The organism is Ruegeria sp. H4, from assembly GCF_056533065.1.
Genome location: NZ_JBQFOC010000001.1, coordinates 1,508,863 through 1,534,067, shown reverse-complemented (window position 1 = coordinate 1,534,067; position 25,205 = coordinate 1,508,863). Strand labels below are relative to the sequence as shown.

Here is a 25,205-nt window from a genome sequence, read left to right as displayed (position 1 = left end):
GATTCAAGACGCTTGAGATATGTCTCTAAACGAGCCATCCTGACCCAGACATCAATCGACTCGCCATGGCCGCGCGCCATTACGCAAATTCCTTTTGAACGAGGCGTCCGCCATGCCCCTTGCATTGAAGAACTCTATCCTCCGCTATCAGGGTCCGGCTTTGGCTATCGCCACCTTGGCCAGTTTGGGCGTCAGCTATACTGCGCTGGCGCAAGATCAAAGCGAGGCGCCAGCCCCCAAAGTATCCATCGCGGCGGCTTATACGCAAGAGATCACAGATGAGGCGGCGTTCATCGGACGGGCCGAAGCGATCAACAAGGTCGATATCGTGGCGCGGGTGAACGGGTTTCTGGAAAGCCAGAATGTCGAAGACGGCGCACTCGTCACCAAGGATGAGCTGTTGTTTACCATCGAACCGGACCTGTATCAGGCCACGCTTGAGGCCCGCAAAGCCGACCTGAACCGGGCCCAGGCCAACCTGGAACTGGCTAAGATTGACCTTGATCGTAAAGAAGAATTGTTCAAACGCGACGCCACGCCTGAATCAGAACGCGATACAGCCCGCGCAAACGAATTGGTTGCCGAGGCCGAGGTCAAAGCCGCAAATGCTGCAATTCAACAAGCTGAGTTGGACCTGAGCTATACGCAAATCCACGCCCCGTTTGACGGGCGGATCGGGCGGGTGACCACCAGCGTTGGCGATGTGGTTGGACCCTCGAACCCGGCATTGGTCAATCTGGTCAGCGAAGCCCCGATCTATGTGAATTTCTCGCTGAACGAAAAGCAGTTCACCTCGATCCTTGAGCAGTTTAACGAAAACGCCGCTTCGCTTGCGGAAAGCGGTAAAAGCCCGAATGTCCATGTGACCCTGCCGAACGGCACGGAACTGGATGAGACAGGCGAGATCGTCTTTGTTGATAACCGCATCGATCCGCTGACCGGTGCGATCACCATGCGCGCCCAGTTCGACAATTCCAAACGTCTGATCCTTGATGGCGCTTTCCTAACCGTTCAGATCGAGGCGTTGGAGCCCACACTACAAGTACTGATCCCGCAGGCCGCCCTGCAACGCGACCAGCGCGGTGAATTTGTTCTGGTCGTCAATGACAAGCAAATGGTCGAACAGCGTTACATCACCACGGGCGATACAGTCGATACTGCGATTATCGTATTGGATGGGCTACGCGAAGGTGAAAGCGTGATCGTCGAAGGTTTACAAAGGGTACGCCCGGGCGTCGCGGTTGACGCGGTTGTGGCCTCAGAGCAGCCGGGAGAATAACACATGTTCTCGGCCCTCTTCATCAGCCGGCCCAAGCTGGCGCTTGTCATTTCGCTGGTCCTGACGATCATGGGCGGCATCGGCTATATGGTTCTGCCGGTCGCCCAGTTCCCGGACATCACGCCACCCGTTGTCAGTGTGACCACCACCTACACCGGCGCCAATGCCGAGACGGTGGAAAACACCGTCGCTGCTCCGATTGAGGCGCAGGTGAATGGCGTTGACGACATGATCTACATGACGTCAACGTCGTCCGATAACGGTTCGTATTCGCTGAATATTACCTTCGAGGTTGGCACCGACCCCGATATCGCTTCGGTCAATGTGCAGAACCGCGTGGCGCAGGCCATGTCTTCGCTTCCAACCGAGGTAACGTCCTCTGGCGTGGTTACGCAGAAAGCATCAACCAATATGCTGTTACTGGTGACATTGACCTCGCCAAACGAGACCTATGACAGCGTGTTCCTGTCGAACTACGCGTCGATCAACCTGAAAGACGCGCTGGCGCGGATTCAGGGTGTGGGCAAGGCGGATGTTCTGACCAATCTGGAATATGCCATGCGCATCTGGATGGACCCGGACAAGATGGCGGCCCTGTCGATCACACCCGGTGACGTGATCAACGCCATTCGGGAACAGAATATCGAGGTTTCGGCGGGTTCGATCGGTTCGCCACCCGTGCCCGAGGGGCAAACCTTTCAATACACGATCAAATCCAAGGGTCGCCTGACCTCTGCTGCCGAATTCGGGGATATCGTGATCCGCACCGGCGATGCCGGGTCGATCGTGCGTGTTCGTGACATTGCGCGGGTTGAGCTTGGGGCACAGTTCTATTCGGCCTCGGGCTATTTCCAGGCCGTTCCCGCCACCGTGATTGGCATTTATCAGGCCCCGGGCGCAAACGCGCTGGCTGTCTCCGAACGGGTTCAGGCCGAGTTGGAACGGCTGTCGCGTTCCTTCCCAACGGATGTAGAATATGATGTGCCCTTCAACACCACGGATTTTGTCGAGGCGTCTCTGAACGATGTGGTTTCGACCCTGATCCTGACATTCATCCTTGTGATTTCGGTGGTGTTTGTCTTCCTCGGCAGTTGGCGGGCTACAATCATTCCAGCCGTCGCCATTCCGGTGTCACTGATCGGCACCTTTGCCTTCCTTCTGGCTTTTGGCATGTCGCTGAACACGATCTCACTGTTCGCATTGGTGCTGGCCATCGGGATCGTGGTGGATGATGCCATCGTGGTCGTGGAAAACGTCGAACGGATCATCGCAGACGAAGGCCTGCCCCCGGCCGAAGCCACGCGCAAAGCCATGGGCCAAATCACAGGCCCCGTCATCGCAACCACGTTGGTTCTGCTGGCGGTGTTTGTGCCCGTGACCTTCATGCCCGGCATTTCAGGCCAGCTATATTCGCAATTTGCGGTGACCATTTCGACGGCTGTTGTGATCTCTTCCATCAACGCATTGACCTTATCGCCAGCGCTGTGCGGATTGGTTCTGCGGGCGCGTTCCGGCCCTCCAAAAGGTGTGCTGGCTCTGTTCGAAGGGTTTATCGGAACTGTGCGGAACGGCTATGTCTCGATCGTGCGTAAGTTGCTGATCTTGCCGGTTGTTGCCCTGGGCGTGATCGTAGCGCTTGCGATGGGAACGGGAACGATCATGTCCAACACTTCCAGTGGATTCATCCCGCTTGAGGATAACGGCTATCTGTTCGTCGATGTTCAACTGCCGGATGCGGCCACTTTGGAGCGGACCGAGACGGTGACCGCGCGTCTGGACGATCAGATACGCGAGATACCCGGTGTCGCAAGCACCGTTCTGGTGAACGGCTTTTCCATGCTGAATGGAACCACCACCAACGGCGCTGCGATTTTCGTCAACCTGGACAACTGGAATGACCGGCAAGAGGATGATCTGAGTGCTGATGCCATTCTCGCCAAGATACTGGCGATTGCGAACGGCGAATCCGCAGCCTCGGTCCTGGCATTCAATCCGCCCCCCATTCAGGGCCTCGGTATGTCCGCTGGGGTTGAGATGGAGGTGCAGCAAACCGGAGGTGGCACACCACAAGATCTGGCCTCGGCCGTGGGATCCTTTGTCTACGCGGCAAATCAACGGCCAGAAATCGGCCAAGCCTACACGACCTTTCGCGCCAACGTTCCGCAGTTGTTTGTCGATCTGGATCGGGAAAAGGCCAAGACCCTGCAGGTTTCAGTGGCTGAAATTTTCCAAACCATGCAGGCGCAACTGGGATCGTATTACGTGAACGACTTCAACCTGTTTGGTCGGGTCTATCGGGTGATGATCCAGGCAGATGGAACCTATCGGGACAATGTCGAGGATATCTCGAACCTCTACGTGCGTTCTCAGCAAGGCGAGATGGTACCACTGGGCACGCTGATCGATGTGGAAAACGTGTTGGGCCCGGTTCTGCTGAAACGGCATAACCTGTTCCGCTCGGCCACAGTCACGGCAGTGCCCGCACCAGGGCTATCCAGCGGCGACGCGATCAGCGTGATGACCGAGGAATCCGCCACCGCCCTGCCCCCCGGCTATGCCTTCGAATGGACCGGGACGGCGCAGCAGCAATTGGCCTCGGGCAGTCTGGTGATCATCATCCTTGGGCTGGCCATCCTGTTTGGCTACTTGTTCCTTGTTGGCCAGTATGAGAGTTGGTCGATGCCCGTGTCGATCCTACTATCGGTGATCGTTGCCCTCTTCGGGGCGGTCGCCGCAGTGGCCATCGTGGGCAGTGATATCAACCTCTATACCCAGATCGGGATGATCATGTTGGTTGGTCTGGCCTCGAAGAACGGGATTTTGATCGTGGAATTCGCCATGGAGCAGCGCGCCAAAGGTCTGTCGATCAAGGATGCGGCAGCCGAGGCCGCCTATCAGCGTTTCCGCGCGGTGATGATGACGGCGCTTTCCTTCCTGCTTGGGGTTGTTCCGCTGTTGGCGGCCAACGGCGCTGGTGCCGCAAGCCAGAAGGCCATCGGTGTGGCCGTGTTTGGCGGCATGCTCGCAGCTACCCTGGTCGGCGTGATCCTTGTGCCGGTGCTGTATGCCCTGATGCAGAGACTGCGCGAATGGTTAAAGGGCAGCAAACGTGATCCTGATCCGGCAACTGAGACCAGCTGAGATCACCTGCGATAAAACATGAAAAAGCCCCGTGCTGGCCACGGGGCTTTTTGCTGTTCAGCTATGCGGTGGTCAACTCTGCCCGGCTGCGTCGTCGCAAAGTAACCTCGCGGATTACGGCCTGCGCTTCTGGTGGTGGGGCCTGCTCAATCCGGCGATAGTCACTACCGTCGATTTGTCGCGTCAGCAGCCCACATGAGATCATAGTGCGCCGCAAGGTCGCCGGGTCATCGAACAGGTGCTCTTGCACAAGCCGTTCATTGACTTCGGCCTCTCGCAGGCTGATCCCCGCAGGAATGCTGGCCCACAGGGCCCACAGGGCAAGGGTCTGCACAGAGCGCCTGGACGGCCATCGTTTCAGGCGCCCTGCGGCGTCGAATTGAATGAACGCCCGCTCGACCCTCCGCATGTCCAGCGGCTCTGCATCGGGTCGCGTTTCGATACGCCGCTTGGCCGCGTTGGCGGCCCGCATATGCTGCAGGTTCTGAAACCCGGCCGCGCGGGCTAGCATGTTCATCAGGCTGAGATGAGGTGGGCTGGCCTCACCCAATTGGTGGTTCAAAGCGCGCGCAAACCCGGTCAGGTCATCCACGTGCAAAGGGATCGGAGTTTTGGTCATCATGCATCCATATCGGGCGTTTCATACGCTCGTCGGTCGCTGACTTAACGAAACAACGCCCCTAGGAATTGCGATGTCGTTTCAATCTGAATGGCAGGTTTAGCTCTCCCGCAGGAGCAGCGACGCCTCGGTGTCTGCCGACCGTGCCCAAGGGCTAACATGCTCTGCCCCGGCAGCCAAGCCTTCGATGACCTAAGCTTGCAGACGCTGCGCCATCCACTGATCGATCCGTTCGATCTGCTCAGGCTTCAGTCGCAAACCCAGCTTGTTGCGCCGCCAGACCACATCCTCGGCCCTGCGCGCGTATTCCTTGTCCATGAGCCAGGCAACCTCGCGCCCGGTGAGCGTTGCGCCGAAATTCTCGCCCAGATCGGCAGCCTTTGTTGCATCGCCCAGGATCTCTTGCGCCTCGGTCCCGTAGGCACGGATCAGGCGCGCTGCCCATGCGGTGTCGAGGAATGGATAGTCTGCAACCAGCTTGTCGCTTAGCGCCTGCACGCCATCAACAGGGAAATCCCCGCCAGGCAGAGCCACACCCGCCGTCCAGGGGCCTGGCAAATCCGGGAAATGCTCGCCCACCTTCTCTAGCGCGCTTTCAGCCAGACGGCGATAGGTGGTGATCTTGCCGCCGAACACGTTCAGCACCGGCGCGCCGCCGATTGCGTTCACCTTCAACGTATAATCCCGCGTCGCCGCCGTCGCGCTGCTGGCCCCGTCGTCATAGAGCGGGCGCACGCCGGAATAGGTCCATACGATATCGTCCTTGGTGACTGGTTGCGCGAAGTAGTTGGTTGCAAAGGCGCAGAGATAATCCTTCTCGGCCTCGGTACAAACCGGGTGTTCAGACGGATCCGCATGATCCTGATCAGTAGTGCCGATCAGCGTAAAATCCTGCTCATACGGGATGGCAAAGATGATGCGCCCATCTTCACCCTGAAAGAAATAACACTTGTCATGATCGTACAGCTTGCGCGTCACGATATGGCTGCCGCGCACCAGCCGCACACCTTCGCGCGAATTCACATGGATTTTGGACTGAATGATATCACCAACCCAGGGGCCACCGGCGTTGATCAGCATCTTGGCGCGGATGACCCGCGTTTCATCACTGTCGCGATCCCTGACCGTAACTTCCCAAAGATCGTCAACCCTGTGGGCCGATGTCACCTCGGTCCGAACCATGATCTGCGCCCCACGCGCCTCGGCATCGCGGGCGTTCAACACGACCAACCGCGCATCCTCGATCCAGCAATCGGAATACTCGTAGGCGGTTTCGAACTTTTTCTGCAATGGCGCGCCTTCGGGTGCGCTGCTCAGGTTCAGAGAGCTGGTTCCCGGCAGGATCTTGCGCCCACCGAGATTGTCATACAGGAACAACCCCAACCGGATCAGCCAGGCCGGACGCCGCCCGCGCATCCACGGCATCACGGTGCTGAGTAGTTTTGAGGTTGGCGTTTCGGAATCAAACCGCATATCCTTGTGGTACGGCAGCACAAAGCGCATCGGCCAGCTGATATGCGGCATCGCGCGCAGTAGCGTCTCACGCTCGATCAGCGCCTCGCGGACCAGCCGGATTTCGAAGTACTCCAGATAGCGCAGACCCCCATGAAACAACTTGGTCGAGGCTGACGAGGTGGCTGAGGCCAGATCGTTCATCTCAGCCAAGGCCACCGACAACCCGCGCCCGGCAGCGTCGCGCGCGATACCGCAGCCGTTGATCCCGCCGCCGATGATGAACAGGTCGGTGATATTATCGCTTGTCGACGTCATGGCCTATGATTCCCACTCAAATCCGGTTGCCTGCATTAATCAGAGCACCCTTCGCATGATCAAGCTTTATGCTCGTTTTTCTTCGTTTTGCAACACAGCCATGAATTACACGCAGGAAAACTTGCCAAATCGACGTTAAAGAACATAAACGAAGATACCTGAACCACACGGAAACTCCGATGTCCCTGTCCTTTCGCCAAGCTGATATTCTTGAGATCGCCAGCACCGAAGGGCGCGTTACGGTCGATGGGTTGGCCGAACGGTTTGGGGTCACTGTCCAGACCATCCGACGTGACCTGTCCGAACTGGCAGAGGCCGGCAAGCTAGACCGAGTACATGGTGGCGCGGTTCTACGGTCGAGCCTGGCCAATATCGGATATGAGGATCGCCGCACGCTGAATGCCGACGCCAAGACCCTGATGGCGCAGGCCTGCGCCCAGGATATTCCCGATGGTGCATCGGTTTTCCTTAACATCGGAACCTCAACCGAAGCAGTTGCCCGCCAGTTGCTGAACCACAAGAACCTGATGGTGGTGACCAACAACATGAATGTCGCCAATATTCTGGTCGACAACCCGGATTGCGAAATCGTGGTGGCGGGTGGCATGCTGCGCCGCTCGGACGGGGGGCTGATCGGCAATCTGACCGTTTCGACAATACGCCAGTTCAAATTCGACTACGCGGTGATTGGATGTTCCGCACTGGATGCAGATGGCGATTTACTAGATTTTGACTTCCAGGAAGTCCACGTCAGCCAAACCATTATCACACAAGCGCGGCGGAGCCTTCTGGTTGCAGATCATTCGAAATTCCATCGTTCTGCACCGGCTCGGATCACCTCAATGGCTGAGATGAATACGATTTATACCGATCAGCTGCTGCCCGAGAATTTGGTGCAGAAATGTGTCGCCTGGGAAACCAAGGTTCGTATCTGCGACAGCTCGTAGACTGCCGCGTAAATCCACTACAAATAGATTGACGATCCCCTGCCTAAACCTGAGGATAGGGCCACCGTCCAGAAAAGGAGGCGCGAGCATGGGACTATTGGGGCAACCTCTGGGCTATTATGACTACCTGACCTTTGTTGCACTGATCCTGCTTCTGGCCGCAGTGATGGGCCTCTTTCTGTTCCTTATGGGGCTGCCCGGTCGGATTGCGATCAAACGCAACCATCCGCATGCCGAGGCAGTGAAGATCATGGGTTGGATGGGATTTCTGGCTGTTGTGCCTTGGGTCCATGCTTTTATGTGGGCATTCCATGACGGCATCACGGTCGATATGCGCCGTGGGCCGGATGAAGAAAAAGAAGCCATCCGCAAAGACATTGAACGTCTGGGAGGAACGGTGAAAGAAGAATATCAGGCCGCGTCCGACAAGACGCAGAAAAGCTAAGGCCAAAGGAAACACTCAGACATGTTCGTCGCCCTCGGCATTACGCTGTTTTACATCATTTTTGTCTGGTTCATCTTCTTCAAGATGGAGTGGCTCAAGTTCAACATCGCCTGGGGCATCGTCTCGTTTTGGGTGGGTGCGCACTTGCTGCTGATATTCCTTGTTGCGTTGCGGTTCTTTCAACCCTTCTCGGTCGATAGCCATGTGGTTCGATCCACCATTCAGATCGTCCCGAAGCTGACGCAGCCCACCATCCTGACCGAAGTTCTAGTTGAACCGAACACTCCTGTGACAAAGGGCGATCCGCTTTATCGCTTTGATGACACGGTGTTCTCGCTCGCGGTCGACAATGCACAAGCTCAATTGGTTGCAGCGCAGCAGAATGCCAAAATTCTGGAACAGGACGTGATTGCCAAGACCGAAGCGGTAGAGCGGGCAAATGCGCAGCTGGACTATGCACTGACCGAACAAGCCCGGTACGAAAACCTGGTTCCTGCCGGCGGCGCACGTCAGGATGAGCTGGACCGCTGGAACGAACAGGTGGCCGAGGATACCGCGGGTGTGAAACAGGCGACCGCGAACCTGCAAAAGGCGGTTCTGGCACAAGACTCCCAGATCGATGGGGTGAATACCGGCATTCTGCAAGCACAGGCGCAGCTGGCCGAGGCCGAATACTTCTTGAACAACACGACGATCTACGCCCCTGAAAACGGCATGATCGTCTCGCAACAGGCTCGCCCCGGTCTGGTCGTTGGCGATATCCGTCTGGGCGCGATTGCCAGCTTCGTGACCGAAGATAACCCCTATCTGCTGGCCACGTTCCGTCAGCAGAACCTGAAATTTGTCGAGGTTGGGCAAGAGGTTGAGGTCGCGCTGGACCTCTACCCCGGAGAGATCCTACCCGGCAAAGTCGAGGCGATCTGGTGGGCCACGCGCCAGGGACAGTATCTGCCGTCGGGCCGCCTGCCCGGCTTTGAACTGCCGAAACTGCCGGGTCGGATCGCGGTTCAGATCACGGTCGAGATGCCTGAAGAACATATCCTGCCAGCGGGCGGTCACGCTGCTGTTGCCATCTATACCGGTCAGGGAAAAAGTTTTGAGTTCTTGAGACGCATCAACATTCGCCTCTATTCCTTCGCCAACTTCATCCGACCGCTGGACATTTGAGGACGCAGACCATGAAACGGGCCACCTTTCGCAATTTGATAGGGACGGCCCTGTGCGCGGCAATGTTGGCCGCCTGCACGCCGTTGGGGCCCGATTTCGTGCGCCCGAACTCGCCGGTCGTGAAAGAATGGATCGAGGTCAACAGCCCAAGCGCAGGACAAAGCGGTCTGACCGCGCGCAGCGCGCCGGTTGTGAAGTGGTGGGAGACGTTCAATGACCCCACCCTGAACAAACTGGTGGCCGAAGCCTATGCCCAGAACCTGAGCTTGCAAGTTGCAGGGGCACGCGTATTGCAAGCGCGGGCGCAGCTGGGGATCGCCTTTGGTGAGCTTTATCCGCAATCGCAGGCACTTGGCGGGTCTCTGCAACGGCGCGAGATCAGTGACAATCTTGGCCCGATTGCAGATATCAATAGGATCATCCCGCTGGATACAGAGTTTTCGACCTCGCAAGTGGGTTTTGATGCCCAATGGGAGCTGGACGTCTGGGGTGCACAACGTCGCGGTGTGCAGGCGGCACGGTCGAACCTTGCCCTACAGGTGGCGAATTACGATGACGGGTTGGTCACGCTGACCGGGGATGTCGCGGCGCTCTATGTCAATATCCGCGCGTTGCAGGAGTCGCTGGCCGTTGCCCGTGAAAACATCAAGCTGCAGCAAGACTCGGCGGATCTGACGCAATTGCGGTTCAACAACGGCGTCACCACCGAACTGGATGTTCAGGAATCGACCGCCCTGTTGAACAACACCAAAGCGCTGGTGCCCGAGCTAGAGAGCGATCTGCAGCAGACCAAGAATGCGTTGGCCGTATTGCTGGGCGCGACACCTTCGCGGATGACCGGCCTTCTGGGCAATTCCGGTCGCATCCCTTCGGCGCGCTCCAATGTCGCCGTGGGCGTTCCGGCCGAGTTGCTGCGCCGTCGCCCTGATGTCCGCGCCGCCGAACTGGCCGCGGCCACCCAATCGGCGCAGGTAGGAATCGCCATGGCGGACCTGTATCCACAGTTTGTCTTGTCTGGCTCAATCGGATTGCAGGCTTCGGGCGGGCGCGATCTGTTCAGTTCGAACAGCACGACGGGTCTGGCCAGCGCGGGTGCGGTTTGGAACGTACTGAATTATGGGCGCATCAAGAACAACGTGCGGGCGCAGGACGCGGCCTATCAGGCTTTGATAGCAAACTACCAGAACACCGTGCTGACGGCCTATTCCGAGGTCGAAAGCGCCATGGTCGCCTATGCACAGGCGCGCAAGCAGGTCGGGTTCTATCAGCAAAGCGTCGAGGCCTCGCGCAAGGCTGCAGAGATCGCGATCAGCCAGTATCGTGATGGGATCGCCAGCTATTCTCGCATTCTAAACACCCAGACCGCGTTGCTGCGATCGCAGGCCAATCTGATCGAGGCACGCCAAGAGGTGTCCAGCAATCTGGTCGCTGTCTACAAGGGTCTGGGCGGCGGCTGGCAAATCCGCCAGAACCGGGAATTCCTGCCCGAAACGGTTTTGGCCGAAATGGCGTATCGCACAGATTGGGGTGATCTTTTGCAACAGGCCCCAACCGGTGCCAGCCTGAACTAACCTTTACTTCGTCAACCCGCGCAAACCGCCCGAGATCAGGATGTTCACCTCATAAAGGATGCGTGGCGCAGAGAACCCACCGGGGCTGGCCAAGTAATTTGGGCTCCATTCCGGGTCAAACTTTTGTTTGAACGCCCGCAGCCCTTCGAAGTGATAAAACTGTTCTCCGTGTTCATATACAAACCCGCCAATCCGGTTCCAGATCGAGGCGAGTTGGCGGTTCTCGATACCCGAAAACGGGGCTGCGCCGAGTGAAAACCAATGGAACCCTTGCTCGGACCCCCACACCATCATCTCGGCAAAGAGCGCATCCATGACAAAGCTGGGGCTGTCTGGTTCGTACCGCATCAGGTCCAGCGAGAGCTCGGATTTATTGCCCCCCTGAAACAGATTGGCAAAGGCCTTGATCTGCCCGGTCTCTCCGTTTCTCAGCACGGCATGATCAAAATAGGACAGATAAGTGTCATCGAACCCGCCAAGCGCAAACCCTTTCTCAGCCCCTGCTTTCTGAGCCAGCCAATCATCCGAGATTTTGCGAAGTTCTGGCAGTAGCGGCGCAAGCTTCTCTTTCGGGATGACCTCAAACACATAGCCTTCCCGCTCAGCCCGATTCTTGGCCTGCCGGAACCGCTTGCGGGACTTGCCGTCCAGCGAGAATTCCTGAAGCGGAACGCGGGCCACCTCACCGATTTTTAGAATCGATAGGCCCAGATCGAGGAAGGTCGGCAGGTATTTGGTCGAGACGCTGTAAAAGGCACATAGCTTTCCCTCCCGATCCGCCATTTCGCGCAGTTGCCAGATCAGTTGCTGCCCTGCTTTTTCATCCCCCACGGGTTCACCCTTGGAAATGATGGCGTTGCCCGTATCGGCATAGGCGATAAACGCTGTCTCCTCCGGCGCAATCAGGAACTGTTTATCCCCGGTTAGCGAAATCTGGGACTCCGTGTCTTCGCTCTGCATCACCAGCCGTTCCACGACCTCGGGGATTTCAACGCGCTCTGGCACCGGAATCTCGCGCCCGAACAGCGAGGTGACCGCAACAATGCCCACAATCACCGCTACTATAAGGCTGGAGCGCAAGAAGCGTGAGGCATCGCCGTTCCAAGCAAATTCCCACCACAACGCATTTTGGTATTCGACATGGGAATAGGCAAAAAGGCCGATCCAGAAGATCACCGCCAGCAGAACGACTACGCTGATCAGCCACGGGATATTCAGCCGGAAGATCGACGCCCCGCTGACCCGGTAAAACGCCCCGCGGAACAGTGCCAGAACCGCGATTGTGCCCAACATGCTGATGGCTTCGTGTGTATCCAATCCCTTGGCAAGCGAAGCTGCAAACCCTGCCACCATCAGCAACATGGCCACGACCCAAGCCCGGTAGAGTTTGCGGAACAGGCCCCTAGAGACCAATAACAGCAATACGCCGACGGCACTGCCCACAAGATGCGAGGCTTCGATGAACGACAAGGGCAAGACATCGCGCAAGACGCTGAGGTTTTGCGAATTTGATGGTAACGCGCCAGAAACCAGCAAAATCACACCAGCAATCGCTGTCACACCCGCCGCCACCATCGGAACAATCGGGCGGATCGCTCGATAGACCCAGGTAGCCGCTCCGCCGATCAGGTGGCGTTGCGTCAGGGCCGAGGCGACGGCGATCGACAAGCTTGCGATAGCGAAAGGCAAAAAGGTATAGACAACGCGATACAACAGCAGCGCCGCGATCACATCCGACCGGCCCGATGCGCCCAGCCCTGCGATGATAGTAGCCTCGAACACGCCGATCCCGCCGGGGGCATGGCTTAGGATACCCACCGCTATGGCCCCGACATAAATCGCGAAGAAATACGGGAAACCAACACCCAGATCATCGGGCATTAGAACGTAGAGCACCATGGATGCGCCAAACAGGTCGCCCAAGGCTGCAAGAGTCAGCAGGCTGGCCAGCTTCCCGCCGGGCAGATCGAATTCGAATCCTGCGAATGAAAACCGGCGCCCACCGCTGGACAACCAGGCAAAAACCGCCACCAATCCAACCAGTAAAAACAGGCCAATCGCCGTCTCTACCGTTTCACTGATGGGCAGAACTTTGGATATCCCATCCGGGTGCAACGTCAAAAGCACCCCCAGGATCAAAGTCAGCCCCATCCAGAATGCCACCCAGGACGTGGCGATCACCCCTGCGACCCGTGCCAGATCCAACCCCAGCGAAGCGTAAATACGATACCGGATCGCGGTACCTGTGATGTATGAAAATCCCAGACAGTTCGAAACCGCATAGCCACTGGCCCCGGCCATGCCCGCAACCGGTAATGGTACCTCGCCGTCTGCAACACTTTGGACAGCAAAAACATCGTAGAAGGACAGCGACAAAAAGCTGACAGCGGTCCAGCACAGCGCGATAAAAAACACGGTCCAAGGGGTAGCCGCGATATCAGATTGCACATCCGACCATTTCACATGCGCTGACAGGTCATGCAGTATCGTCAAAGCGACCAGCGTGATCACAACTGGAATGGCAATCCGCACCCACGGCTTTTCCAGAAGGCCTGTGAGCTTTTCAGCCCATTGCAGGGCTTTGGGCTCAACGCCTTGGTCTTGTGCGGTCATGGCTCTGGCCCCTGCCTGTGGATCACCTTTGGCGGAACTGTGTCACAATTTCCTTCCGGTTCAAAGCACTAGGGCGATTAAGATACGGAGTCACAACCGCCCCTTTCGCGTTGACAGCAGCAGGTTGGTTTCGGATCGGGTGATCCCTTCCATCCGTCTGATCTGAAACAGAACTTCATCCAGCTCAACCAGCGTTTCAGTGCCAATCTCGGCAATCAGATCCCAACTGCCATTGGTCGAATGCACGGCACGCACCTGACGCATGGCACCGATACGCGCCATGGTTCGTTCGGTACCGCGCCCTTCGATTTCAAGCATCATCAGGCCCCGCACCGGACTTTGTGCCTCGTCCTGCCGGGTCAACACGGTGAACCCGACAATCTCGCCGGACTGCTTCAATCGCTGCATTCGACTGCGCACGGTCGTGCGGGTCACGCCCAATGTTTCCGCAAGTTCCGACAGAGATGCGCGGGCATCCCGATGCAAAGCGCTGATCAGCCGTGTATCCAGTTCGTCCATTGAACCTTTCCATTTCGGATTTACAAAGCCCATTTTGAACAATTTGCGGGCTTCCAGCAAGATATATTGAGCGGCTAAATGAGCCTATGGACAACAAGCAGATTATTTTGGTCGGGGCCCCGATGGATTCGGGAAAACGGCGTCAGGGATGCCGGATGGGCCCCGATGCCCTTCGCGTAGCAGGGCTGGAACAGGCAATTGCCAATCTGGGACATAAGGTTGCGGACTGGGGCAATGTCGAACCCGATCAGGTTGATCTACCTCAGGATTCGCATCTGTTCTCACTACCCGAATGCGTCGGCTGGACCCGCGCCTTGAGCCGAACAGCTGAAAAGGCGGCCTCCGATGGCACGCCAATCTTTATGGGTGGCGATCATGCGCTGTCGATGGGCACGGTTGCGGGTATCGCCGCGCATGCACAGCAGTTGAGCCGCCCCCTCTTTGTGCTCTGGCTCGATGCGCACAGCGATTTTCATACGCCGAAAAGCACAGACAGCGGCAATCTGCATGGCACGCCAGTGGCCTATTTCACCGGGCAATCGGGGTTCGAGGCCTTCCCCGCGCTTCCAGCAACCATCCCCACAGATTGCGTCGGGATGATTGGGCTGCGCTCGGTCGACCCTGCGGAACGTACCGTTTTGGAGCAAAAAAGCGCCATGCTGGCAGATATGCGCAGCATAGACGAACATGGGATCAAAGCCCCTTTGATGGCCTTTCTGGACCGTGTCCGCGCCGAAAACGGCCTGCTGCATGTTTCGCTGGACGTAGACTTCCTTGACCCTTCCATCGCTCCGGCTGTTGGCACCACTGTTCCTGGCGGTGCGACCGAGCGCGAGGCCCATCTGGCCATGGAGTTGTTGCATGAAAGCGGGCTGGTTTGTTCGCTTGACCTGGTCGAGCTGAACCCGTTCCTTGATGAACGCGGGCGCACCGCAAAGCTGGTAGTCGATCTGGCTGCATCCCTGTTGGGGCGCCGGATCTTTGACCGCCCCACCCGGAGCTTCTGATGCTGTCTCTTCAAGCGCCTTCCGCAGTCGTCATGATCCGCCCGCACGCTTTTACATCCAATCCGGAAACGCGCGACGACAATGCGTTTCAAACACTGGCCAACCGATCGACCAAAGCCACATCCGCCACGGCACGCGACGAGCATGACAAAGCCGTTGAACAGCTGCGCGCTGCGGGCGTTACCGTGCATGTCTTTGACGACCACGGAGACTTGAATACGCCAGACAGTGTTTTCCCCAACAATTGGTTTTCCACCCATCCCGGAGGCCACGTGGCAATCTACCCGATGTTCGTTCCGTCCCGCAGACGTGAACGGCGCTCGGATGTCATCGAGTTGCTGAAATGCGAATACCGGGTGCAGGATGTCATCGACTATTCGGGGCTTGAACAGGATGATCTCGCCCTGGAAGGGACCGGGGCGATGGTGCTCGATCACGTTGGCCGCATTGCATACACCGTGAAATCAAACCGCGCCGACCCGGTTTTACTGGAAAGGTTTTGCACGCATTTCAACTATGAACCCATCGCTTTCGAAGCTCGTGACGCGGCAAATCGCGACGTGTATCATACCAATGTTCTCATGGCGATTGGCACGCAATATGCACTGATTTGTCTAGACATGATCCCTGATGCCGAGCGGCGGGAAACCGTCAAGTTCCGGCTTGAGGAATCCGGACGAACGGTCATTGATCTGTCTCATCAACAAATCGCTGAGTTCGCCGGAAACGCGATTGAGCTAACCGGTAGTAACGGGTTGGTGCTGGCTCTTTCCAGCCGAGCGTTGGCGGCACTGACGCCTGACCAGATTGCCACGATTGAGGAAAGCGCAACGCTATTGCCTCTTTCGGTTCCAACAATAGAAACTGCCGGTGGATCGGTACGCTGCATGATCGCGGGCATCCACCTGTCCCGCCGATAGGAGCAAGAAATGCAGCCGTCAGATAAGGCCCTCGTCCCATTTGTATCCGTCGACAACATGATGCGGCTGGTTCACCATGTCGGGGTCGAGCAGATGATCACCAAGATCGCAGCGCAGATCGAGGCTGATTTCAAACGGTGGGAAAGCTTCGATAAAACCCCCCGTATCCCGGCCCATTCCCCACATGGCGTGATCGAGTTGATGCCGACCTCGGATGGCGAAGCTTACGGATTCAAGTATGTCAACGGCCACCCGAAGAACACCTCCGAAGGCCTTCAGACCGTCACGGCTTTTGGCCTGCTCGCAGATGTCTACACGGGTTACCCGACCCTGCTGACCGAGATGACCATGCTGACCGCCCTGCGCACTGCTGCAACATCGGCCCTGGTCGGCCAGTATCTGGCCCCGAAAAACGCGAGGACGATGGCAATGATCGGCAATGGCGCGCAGTCCGAATTCCAGTGTCTGGCCTTTAAAACCATGTGCGGTATCGACACCGTTCGTCTTTATGACATTGACCCGAACGCCACCGCCAAATGCGCCGCCAACCTGCAAGGCAAGGGCCTGACCGTCGTATCCTGCAAAACCGCCGAGAACGCCATTCAAGGCGCACAGATCATCTCGACCTGCACCGCAGACAAGAAGTATGCCACCATCCTGACCGACAACATGGTCGGCCCCGGTGTGCACATAAACGCCATCGGTGGCGATTGCCCGGGCAAGACCGAATTGCACCGCGATATTTTGTTACGCTCTGAAATCTTCGTCGAATACCCCGAGCAGACAAGGATCGAAGGTGAGATTCAAGCGCTTGAAGACGATCATCCGGTGACCGAGATGTGGCAGGTAATGATGGGACAAGCCGAGGGGCGCAAAGATGATCGGCAGATTACTCTGTTTGACAGCGTGGGCTTTGCCATCGAAGATTTCTCGGCCCTGCGGGTCATCAAGAACGTGGTCGCCGAGACGGAGTTTTTTGAGCCACTCGATATGCTGGCGGACCCGGACGATCCGCGTGATCTGTTCGGGATGTTGATGCGGGCGCAGTAACACCCGCATCGTTCGTTTACGAGGTCGCGAAAGAGGGGGCTCTGCCCCCGCCGCCCTTCGGGCGTCTCCGCCGGGATATTTTTGGCCAGATGAAGTAATGGATCATTAACCAAAGCCACCAAATGGAGAGAGGCGGTACAGGCAGGGATGCCGATGACCGCGCCAGGTGAAGCTCTTTGGGCGGAAGTTTAGAGAGTGGATCCCTGCTTCATCTGGCTATAAATATCCCGGAGCGCGAGGCAGAGCCTCGCTGGCCCCTACCCTGCCAAGGATGGCAAGAAGAGGACAATGCCCGGGAAGGCCACAAGCAGCGCAATCGTCAACGCATCCGCGATGAAGAACGGTGTCACACCTTTAAATACATCCTGAACACTCAGATCAGGCCGCACGCCGGCGACAACGAAACAGTTCAAGCCAATGGGCGGCGTGATCAGACAGAACTCGGCCATTTTGACGACTAGAATACCGAACCAGATCGCACACATCGGACCGGACATGCCAAAGGCGCTGTCAGCCGCACTGACGGTTTCACCGCCATTCAAGGCCATCACCGCCGGGTAGACAACTGGAAGGGTCAGCAAGAGCATCCCAATGGCATCCATGAACATGCCCAGCACAGCATAGGCCAGAAGAATGCAGATCAGGATCAACATTGGGGACATCTCAAGGGACGTAATCCAGTCCGAGAATGCGCCCGGCAAATCTGCGAATCCCAGAAAGCGCACATAGATCAAGACACCCCAGATGATCGAAAAGATCATTGCTGTCAGTTTGGCGGTTTCCAGCAGGGCGGACTTGAACTCGGGCCAGCGCATGCCGTGAAACAGGGCAAAACAGAAGACGATGAAAGCCCCTATTGCGCCGCCTTCGGTCGGGGTACCCCAGGCTTTGTCGCCGAAGGGGTTATAGACAAAGCAGATGATAATCAGGATCACGGCCACGATCGGAATGGCACCGGGCAGTGCGGCGAAGCGCTGTTTCCAACTGAAACCTGTCACCGGAGGACCCACCGATTTAAACACAACCGCGATGCCGACGATCAATAGGCCATAAACAAGCGCTGAGAACGCTCCGGGTATGAACCCCGCCAGAAGCAATTTACCGACGTCTTGTTCAACGATTATGGCGTAGATCACAAGGATCGCCGAAGGCGGGATAAGTGAGGCCAAGGTACCGCCTGCAGCAACGACCCCGGCGGCAAAGCGTTTGTTGTAGCCCACGCTCAGCATCTCTGGGATTGCAATGCGCGCGAACACGGCAGATGTCGCAACTGAGGCACCGGATACTGCGGCAAACCCAGCGGTGGCGAAAATGGTCGAAACAGCCAACCCGCCGGGCACCCAGGCAATCCAGCGTTTGGCGGCTTCAAAGAGCGCTCGCGTCAGACCGGCGTAATAAGCCAAATAGCCGATCAGGATGAAGGTCGGAATCAGACTGAGCGTATGGGCCGCCACTTTGGAATGCGGTACCTGCCCGGCTGTTTTCACGGCCACTGTAACGGCTTTGCCAAAACGGTCCGGATCGTAGCCGAACTTGGCCCAGAAAATCCAAATCAGCCCGATTAACCCGGCCAGACCCGCAGCAAAGGCCACGCGCATCCCGGTTACAACAAGAAGCAGCAGACCTCCGGTGACCCAAAGGCCAATCTCAATCGTATCCATGCGCTAGTCCTGCCCTTCGAACTGTTCTGCCTCGGCAGCGGCTTGGGCGGCTGCATCTTGGATCAATGGAACAGCAACCGGCGTCTCAAGACCCAGCACTAAGGCGCGCCCATATCCCCAAACCTGCAGAACCAGCCGCATGCACAACACCGAGAACGCCACTGGCGCCAACAGTTTGGCAGGCCAAAGCGGTATACCAATGTCGATTGAACTGTCGCGGCTCCACAGTGGAGCGCCGAAATCGAAGGACCGGTCAAAATGTGACCAGCTGCCCCAGACCAGGGCGAGCATCAGGATAAGGATCAGAAGGACCGACATAAGTTCAAACAACCACAAGGCCCGCCCCTGCAGGCGAGAGATCACGATGTCCATGCGGATATGCCCGCCATCGCGCTGCACATATGAAATGCCCAGAAAGGCAATCAGCGGCATCGCCTGTTCGATCCAATCCACATAGCCAGGCAGCGGCGCGTTAAAGGCGTTCCGACCACTGACCGAGACAACGGCCAGAACCATAAGGCTGAACACGGCGAAGCCGCTGATCAGCGCCATGAATTTTTCAAGCGTCAGCAAGCGCTGATCCAGCTGGCTAAGGCGGCTGCCATCTTCCAGCACCGTGGCTTGACCTGCCATTCCGGTGATCCTTTGTAGTGAAGCAATACGGGCACCGCTAAGGGTGCCCGAAAGTAAGATCAGTTCCCGCCGCGCTGTTGCTGCAGCGTGGCTTGAACAAGATCATAGAGTTCTTGCGCCGGAAGGCCCTGGGCAGACATATCTGCGATCCACTGTTCACGGATCGGATCAGCCGCCTTTGTGCGGAACTCTTCGATGACCGCGTCGTCGATCATCACTTTCTGAACGCCTTTTTCGGACAGAACGCTATCCCATTGCTCGAGCAGACCGCCGTAATTCGCCAGATAATGCGCAATTGCTTCGTCAATCGAGCTGTCGAGCGCTTCGCGATGCTCGGGCGACAATGCCTCATAGGCATCGATGTTCACAACAACCGGGCAATTCACAGTGCCGGGGTTCAGGTTCGCCGTCCACCAGTCTGCTTCATTGATTGTACCGAAGGACAGATGCGCGTGCTGAGCGAAGGCCACGGTGTCAACAACACCGGATTCCATCGCGTTGTAAGCTTCGGTTGCGGGAACTGATGTCGGAACCCCACCCACAGCCTCGAACGCCTGACCAAGACCACCGGTTGCACGGACACGCATACCTTCGAAATCGGCCAGTTGATCGCGCGGATCGCCGGTGCCCACAAGATTGTATTGCGGCATGGGCGAGGTCATCAGGATGCGCGCATTCCACTGTGCCATTTCATCAGCCACAGCCGGATGGTCATAAACCGCATGGCTGACAGCAACTTCTTCTTCCAGATTGTTCACGCCCAGGAAAGGCAGTTCCAGCACGGTGATCGCGCGGTTCTTGTCGCGGTGATAACCTGCGCAGAACTGCGCGACTTCAAAAGCGCCGATCTCGATCCCGTCCAGGTTTTCGCGCGGCTTGGACAGGCCACCATAGCTAACATTGATCGTGAATTCGCCACCGGTTTTTTCGTTCACCAGTTCGGATAACTTTTCAACATGCTCGGTAAAGGCGCGCCGCTTGCCCCAGACCGAGGCATTCCACTCTGTTGCAGCCGCCTCGGTCACAAAGGCAATCCCAAGGGCGGCGACAGCGGCACCGCTCAAATACTTTTTCATTCTGATGTCTCCCTTATGTGCGCCTCTTCCCGAAGCGCTTGGCGAAAAGTTAGCGCCAACCCCCGCATCTGCCAACCCCGCAGACGCGGCAACGGATACCCGAAGCTCTGGACTCGGCTGTGTTTCACGCTTGGGTTTACTCTGACTCTGAGACCAAGCGGCGACTAGAGCTGCTTCAACCGCTGCGAAACGTGTTACATTCTACCCTTTGTTTTTATGTATTTATTTTAGACAGAAGGAAATTTTTTTACATATTTACACCAAGATTAGAAATTTTTTGACAAACAAATGCAGGGATTACGGCAATTTATTTATTTATTTTCAGAACGCAGCAATACTGCGCTCGGGGAGGAATGGGATCGACATTACCCGTTCAGCGGGCAAAGAAGATCCAGAACTATCCAGTCCAGAGGGAGGAGCCTCAAAAATGACTACCGCTGCCCAGGCAGATGCCAAGACATATGCGCCATCCGCAGATACCGTCGCCCGCGCGCATGTTGATGCCGCCAAATATGACGCGATGTATGCAGCTTCGATCAGTGACCCCGACGCTTTTTGGGCCGAGCAAGGCAAACGCGTCGACTGGATCAAACCCTTCTCTCAGGTCAAAGACGTCAACTACGATTTCGGCTCGGTCAAGATCAACTGGTTCGCAGACGGTACGCTCAACGTATCTGCCAACTGCTTGGACCGCCATCTTGAATCGCGCGGAGATCAGACCGCGATCATTTGGGAACCCGATGATCCAAATGATCCCGCCCAGCACATCACCTATGCCGAATTGCACCGCCGTACGTGCCGGATGGCAAACATTCTGGAAACGCTGGGTGTGCGCAAAGGTGACCGGGTTGTGATTTATCTGCCGATGATCCCCGAGGCGGCCTATGCGATGCTGGCCTGTGCACGGATCGGCGCGATCCATTCGATTGTTTTTGCAGGCTTTTCACCAGACGCCCTAGCCGCGCGCGTCAATGGGTGTGACGCCAAGGTCGTCATCACAGCAGATGAAGCCCCGCGCGGGGGCCGTAAGACACCGCTGAAATCCAACGCCGATGCGGCCCTGCTGCACTGCAAGGACACGGTGAAATGCCTCGTCGTCAAGCGCACAGGCGGTCAAACCACTTGGATTGACGGCCGCGACTTTGACTATAACGAGATGGCCCTGGAAGCGGATGACTATTGCGCACCTGCTGAAATGAGCGCCGAGGATCCGCTGTTTATCCTCTACACCTCCGGTTCGACCGGTCAGCCAAAAGGCGTCGTGCACACCACCGGCGGTTATCTGGTCTACGCCGCAATGACGCATGAGATTACCTTCGATTATCATGAAGGCGATGTTTACTGGTGTACGGCGGATGTGGGCTGGGTGACCGGCCACAGCTATATCGTCTATGGCCCGTTGGCCAATGGGGCGACCACGCTGATGTTTGAAGGCGTACCAACCTATCCGGACGCCAGCCGCTTCTGGCAGGTCTGCGAAAAGCACAAGGTCAATCAGTTCTATACCGCCCCAACTGCGATCCGTGCGCTAATGGGCCAAGGCACTGAGTTCGTCGAGAATTGCGATCTTAGCGACTTGCGCACATTGGGGACCGTGGGTGAACCGATCAACCCAGAAGCCTGGAACTGGTACAATGAGGTTGTCGGCAAAGGCAAATGCCCCATCGTGGATACATGGTGGCAGACCGAAACCGGTGGCCACCTGATGACCCCCCTGCCCGGTGCACACGCGATGAAGCCGGGCTCGGCCATGAAACCCTTCTTTGGCATTCAGCCCGTGGTTTTGGACCCGCAATCCGGGGTGGAGATCGAGGGCAACGGCGTCGAAGGCGTTCTGTGTATCAAAGACAGCTGGCCCGGTCAGATGCGCACCGTTTGGGGAGATCATGAGCGGTTCGAAAAGACCTATTTCTCGGACTACAAGGGCTACTACTTCACCGGTGACGGCTGCCGCCGGGATGAGGATGGTGACTACTGGATTACCGGTCGCGTTGACGATGTGATCAACGTCTCGGGCCACCGCATGGGCACCGCTGAGGTGGAAAGTGCGCTGGTTGCACATGCCGCTGTGGCCGAGGCGGCCGTGGTTGGGTATCCCCATGAAATCAAAGGGCAAGGTATCTATTGCTACGTCACTTTGATGAATGATCGTGAACCTTCGGATGAGCTGCTGAAAGAGCTGCGCACTTGGGTTCGAACCGAGATCGGACCAATTGCCAGCCCGGATGTCATTCAGTGGGCCCCCGGCCTGCCAAAGACCCGTTCGGGAAAGATCATGCGCCGCATCCTGCGCAAGATCGCCGAAAACGACTTTGGCAGCCTGGGCGATACTTCAACCCTCGCAGACCCGTCAGTGGTTGAAGACCTGATCGAAAACAGGGCCAACACCTAGGCCCTGACCTAAGACGACCTCATCGCCCGCTCTGGAGGATCTCGCGGGCGATGAGACACACGAATGGGAGGAGATAGGCCGCAAGGCTTTGATCCTGAAACCGAATACTTCGATTGAACCGCTTTGGCGGAACAGCGGAGTTTTGCCGGACGTCACGGGGCGTTTGGCACAACCAAGAAGCGGCGCATCGCACTGGAGGAGTTGTGCAGCGTCGCCCAAGAGGGAAGCGAAGGAGGACACCGCATGGCGGATCATTCATCAAACTCCGCGCAGGCTGCCGATGCCGATAAGGGCTATTGGCAGGCCAACCTGCGCCTCATCTACATCAGCCTCGTCATCTGGGCGCTGGTGTCGTTTGGATTCGGCATCCTGCTGCGTCCGCTTCTGTCGGGGATCGCCATCGGCGGCACCGATCTGGGCTTTTGGTTCGCTCAGCAAGGATCAATCCTGGTCTTTCTGGTGCTGATCTTCAACTACGCCTGGCGCATGAACAAGCTGGACGCTGAATACGGCGTGGACGAGGAGTAAGCGAACCATGGATCAGTTTACCATCAACCTGCTGTTTGTTGGCGCATCCTTCGCGCTCTACATCGGCATCGCGATCTGGGCCCGCGCTGGGTCCACATCTGAATTCTACGCTGCGGGCCGCGGCGTTCACCCGGTCACCAACGGTATGGCGACAGCGGCAGACTGGATGTCTGCGGCCTCGTTCATCTCAATGGCGGGCCTGATTGCCTTTACCGGCTATGACAACTCGACCTTCCTGATGGGTTGGACCGGTGGTTACGTACTGCTGGCACTGCTGCTTGCGCCCTACCTGCGTAAGTTTGGCAAGTACACCGTCTCGGAATTCATTGGCGACCGGTTCTACAGCCAGACCGCACGTGTCGTTGCGGTTGTCTGTCTGATCGTTGCGTCGGTGACTTACGTGATCGGTCAGATGACCGGCGTAGGCGTGGCCTTTGGTCGCTTCCTTGAGGTCGACAACACCACAGGCCTGCTGATCGGTGCCGCAGTCGTGTTTGCATACGCGGTGTTTGGTGGGATGAAAGGCGTGACCTACACGCAGGTCGCTCAGTACTGCGTGCTGATCACCGCCTACACCATCCCGGCCATCTTCATCTCGCTGCAACTGACAGGCACGCCGATCCCGGCCTTGGGTCTGTTTGGCGACACCGCAAGCGGTGAGCCGCTACTGACCAAGCTGGACGCGATCGTGACCGAGCTGGGCTTTAACGAATACACAGCCCACCACTCGAACACACTGAACATGGTACTGTTTACGCTGTCGCTAATGATCGGTACTGCTGGTCTGCCGCACGTGATCATGCGCTTCTTCACTGTGCCGAAAGTGTCTGACGCCCGTTGGTCCGCTGGCTGGACGCTGGTGTTCATCGCTCTGCTGTATCTGACCGCCCCTGCGGTTGGTGCCATGGCGCGTCTGAACATCAGTGAAATGATGTGGCCCAATGGCGGCATCGAAGGTGGTGCTGTGAGTGTCGAACAGATCGACAATGACCAGCAATATGACTGGATGGCCACGTGGCAGAAAACCGGTCTGCTTGACTGGGAGGACAAGAACGGCGACGGCAAAATCCAGTACTACAACGACAAATCCGAAGCGATGCAGGCCATTGCGGAAGAAAAAGGCTGGGTTGGTAACGAGCTGACCAAGTTCAACCGCGACATCCTGGTTCTGGCGAACCCGGAAATTGCCAACCTGCCAGGTTGGGTTGTGGGTCTGGTTGCTGCCGGTGGTCTGGCTGCGGCGCTGTCCACGGCTGCGGGTCTGTTGCTGGCGATCTCGTCAGCGGTGTCCCACGACCTTGTCAAAGGGGCGATCAACCCGTCGATCTCTGAAAAGGGTGAGCTTCTGGCGGCGCGGATTGCCATGGCTGTGGCCATCGTGGTCGCAACATGGCTGGGTCTGAACCCACCGGGCTTTGCAGCGCAAACCGTGGCCCTGGCCTTTGGTCTGGCGGCAGCCTCGATCTTCCCGGCGCTGATGATGGGGATCTTCTCGACCCGCATCAACAACACCGGCGCGGTCGCTGGCATGATGGCTGGCTTGGTTGTGACCTTGGTCTACATCTTCCTGCACAAAGGCTGGCTGTTCATTCCGGGTACCAACTCGTTCACCGATGCTGACCCGCTGCTGGGTCCGATCAAGTCGACCTCGTTCGGCGCTATCGGTGCAATGATCAACTTCGGCGTTGCTTACGTCGTTGCCGGTATGACCAAAGAGACTCCGCAGGAGATCGTTGAATTGGTCGAAAGCGTTCGCATTCCCCGTGGTGCTGGCGCAGCTCAGAATAAATGAGCATGATGCGGTGCATGGATAACCTCTATGTGCCGCGTCTTTCGACTTACTGTTCCCGCCCGGCATTCCACCGGG

19 protein-coding genes are annotated in these 25,205 nt (G+C 57.3%); 12 read left to right on the top strand and 7 right to left on the bottom strand.

Annotated features, from left to right (window positions below):
• The first annotated feature begins 112 nt into the window (after positions 1–112).
• Entirely contained in the window at positions 113–1,279 is a 1,167-nt protein-coding gene (locus ACR0KG_RS07755; protein ID WP_480826920.1) for an efflux RND transporter periplasmic adaptor subunit, read from the top strand.
• 3 nt (positions 1,280–1,282) lie between these two features.
• Positions 1,283–4,420: an efflux RND transporter permease subunit gene (locus ACR0KG_RS07750; RefSeq protein WP_480826919.1), complete on the top strand. Its 3,138-nt coding sequence runs from the start codon at positions 1,283–1,285 to the stop codon at positions 4,418–4,420.
• Positions 4,421–4,481: 61 nt separating this feature from the next.
• Here the strand turns inward: ACR0KG_RS07750 and ACR0KG_RS07745 are convergent, their stop codons facing one another.
• Both ACR0KG_RS07745 and glpD read right to left on the bottom strand, forming a co-directional pair.
• Positions 4,482–5,039: a DUF2087 domain-containing protein gene (locus tag ACR0KG_RS07745; protein WP_480826918.1), complete on the bottom strand. Its 558-nt coding sequence runs from the start codon at positions 5,037–5,039 to the stop codon at positions 4,482–4,484.
• A 192-nt stretch (positions 5,040–5,231) separates the two neighbouring features.
• Positions 5,232–6,809 (bottom strand): glycerol-3-phosphate dehydrogenase, encoded by a 1,578-nt coding sequence (gene glpD / locus ACR0KG_RS07740; protein ID WP_480826917.1) that lies wholly within the window; start codon positions 6,807–6,809, stop codon positions 5,232–5,234.
• A 179-nt stretch (positions 6,810–6,988) separates the two neighbouring features.
• On the opposite strand from glpD, the gene ACR0KG_RS07735 reads away from it, so the two are divergent.
• The 4 genes from ACR0KG_RS07735 (at position 6,989) to ACR0KG_RS07720 (ending at position 10,939) form a co-directional block, all read left to right on the top strand.
• Positions 6,989–7,756, top strand: coding sequence for a DeoR/GlpR family DNA-binding transcription regulator (locus ACR0KG_RS07735; RefSeq protein ID WP_480826916.1), 768 nt, complete (start codon positions 6,989–6,991; stop codon positions 7,754–7,756).
• Positions 7,757–7,844: 88 nt separating this feature from the next.
• Entirely contained in the window at positions 7,845–8,201 is a 357-nt protein-coding gene (locus ACR0KG_RS07730) for a DUF3302 domain-containing protein (protein WP_480826915.1), read from the top strand.
• A gap of 21 nt (positions 8,202–8,222) precedes the next feature.
• A complete protein-coding gene (locus ACR0KG_RS07725; RefSeq protein ID WP_480826914.1) occupies positions 8,223–9,368 on the top strand; it encodes an HlyD family secretion protein in 1,146 nt (381 codons plus the stop codon).
• A gap of 11 nt (positions 9,369–9,379) precedes the next feature.
• A complete protein-coding gene (locus ACR0KG_RS07720; protein ID WP_480826913.1) occupies positions 9,380–10,939 on the top strand; it encodes an efflux transporter outer membrane subunit in 1,560 nt (519 codons plus the stop codon).
• A 3-nt stretch (positions 10,940–10,942) separates the two neighbouring features.
• Here the strand turns inward: ACR0KG_RS07720 and mprF are convergent, their stop codons facing one another.
• Both mprF and ACR0KG_RS07710 read right to left on the bottom strand, forming a co-directional pair.
• On the bottom strand, positions 10,943–13,552 hold the full coding sequence (gene mprF, locus ACR0KG_RS07715) for a bifunctional lysylphosphatidylglycerol flippase/synthetase MprF (RefSeq protein WP_480826912.1): 2,610 nt from the start codon (positions 13,550–13,552) through the stop codon (positions 10,943–10,945).
• 90 nt (positions 13,553–13,642) lie between these two features.
• Positions 13,643–14,071, bottom strand: a complete 429-nt coding sequence (locus ACR0KG_RS07710; protein WP_480826911.1) for an Lrp/AsnC family transcriptional regulator — start codon at positions 14,069–14,071, stop codon at positions 13,643–13,645.
• Between the two features lie 86 nt (positions 14,072–14,157).
• On the opposite strand from ACR0KG_RS07710, the gene rocF reads away from it, so the two are divergent.
• The 3 genes from rocF to ACR0KG_RS07695 are packed head-to-tail and all read left to right on the top strand — an operon-like array spanning position 14,158 to position 17,048.
• Positions 14,158–15,078 carry an arginase gene (rocF, locus tag ACR0KG_RS07705; RefSeq protein WP_480547148.1) on the top strand — a complete coding sequence of 307 codons (921 nt, stop codon included), beginning with the start codon at positions 14,158–14,160 and terminating at the stop codon, positions 15,076–15,078.
• On the top strand, positions 15,078–15,998 hold the full coding sequence (gene ctlX, locus ACR0KG_RS07700; RefSeq protein WP_480547146.1) for a citrulline utilization hydrolase CtlX: 921 nt from the start codon (positions 15,078–15,080) through the stop codon (positions 15,996–15,998). Before rocF ends, ctlX begins: the two co-directional genes overlap by 1 nt.
• Before the next feature lie 9 nt (positions 15,999–16,007).
• The gene (locus ACR0KG_RS07695; RefSeq protein ID WP_480826909.1) at positions 16,008–17,048 is read left to right on the top strand and encodes an ornithine cyclodeaminase; all 1,041 of its coding nucleotides are present in this window, start codon (positions 16,008–16,010) and stop codon (positions 17,046–17,048) included.
• Positions 17,049–17,305: 257 nt separating this feature from the next.
• Here ACR0KG_RS07695 and ACR0KG_RS07690 read toward each other — a convergent pair whose 3' ends face one another.
• The 3 genes from ACR0KG_RS07690 to ACR0KG_RS07680 are packed head-to-tail and all read right to left on the bottom strand — an operon-like array spanning position 17,306 to position 20,418.
• The gene (locus tag ACR0KG_RS07690) at positions 17,306–18,709 is read right to left on the bottom strand and encodes a TRAP transporter large permease (protein WP_353007050.1); all 1,404 of its coding nucleotides are present in this window, start codon (positions 18,707–18,709) and stop codon (positions 17,306–17,308) included.
• 3 nt (positions 18,710–18,712) lie between these two features.
• The gene (locus ACR0KG_RS07685) at positions 18,713–19,342 is read right to left on the bottom strand and encodes a TRAP transporter small permease subunit (RefSeq protein WP_480542821.1); all 630 of its coding nucleotides are present in this window, start codon (positions 19,340–19,342) and stop codon (positions 18,713–18,715) included.
• A gap of 59 nt (positions 19,343–19,401) precedes the next feature.
• Complete coding sequence (locus ACR0KG_RS07680; protein ID WP_353007048.1) at positions 19,402–20,418, bottom strand: C4-dicarboxylate TRAP transporter substrate-binding protein; 1,017 nt, start codon at positions 20,416–20,418, stop codon at positions 19,402–19,404.
• 427 nt (positions 20,419–20,845) lie between these two features.
• Here ACR0KG_RS07680 and acs point away from each other — a divergent pair, with 427 nt between their 5' ends.
• From acs to ACR0KG_RS07665, 3 genes are all read left to right on the top strand, one after another.
• Positions 20,846–22,810, top strand: a complete 1,965-nt coding sequence (acs, locus tag ACR0KG_RS07675; RefSeq protein ID WP_480826908.1) for an acetate--CoA ligase — start codon at positions 20,846–20,848, stop codon at positions 22,808–22,810.
• A 243-nt stretch (positions 22,811–23,053) separates the two neighbouring features.
• On the top strand, positions 23,054–23,338 hold the full coding sequence (locus tag ACR0KG_RS07670; protein WP_170530242.1) for a DUF4212 domain-containing protein: 285 nt from the start codon (positions 23,054–23,056) through the stop codon (positions 23,336–23,338).
• Positions 23,339–23,345: 7 nt separating this feature from the next.
• Positions 23,346–25,130, top strand: a complete 1,785-nt coding sequence (locus ACR0KG_RS07665; protein WP_480547136.1) for a sodium:solute symporter family protein — start codon at positions 23,346–23,348, stop codon at positions 25,128–25,130.
• Positions 25,131–25,205: the final 75 nt, after the last annotated feature.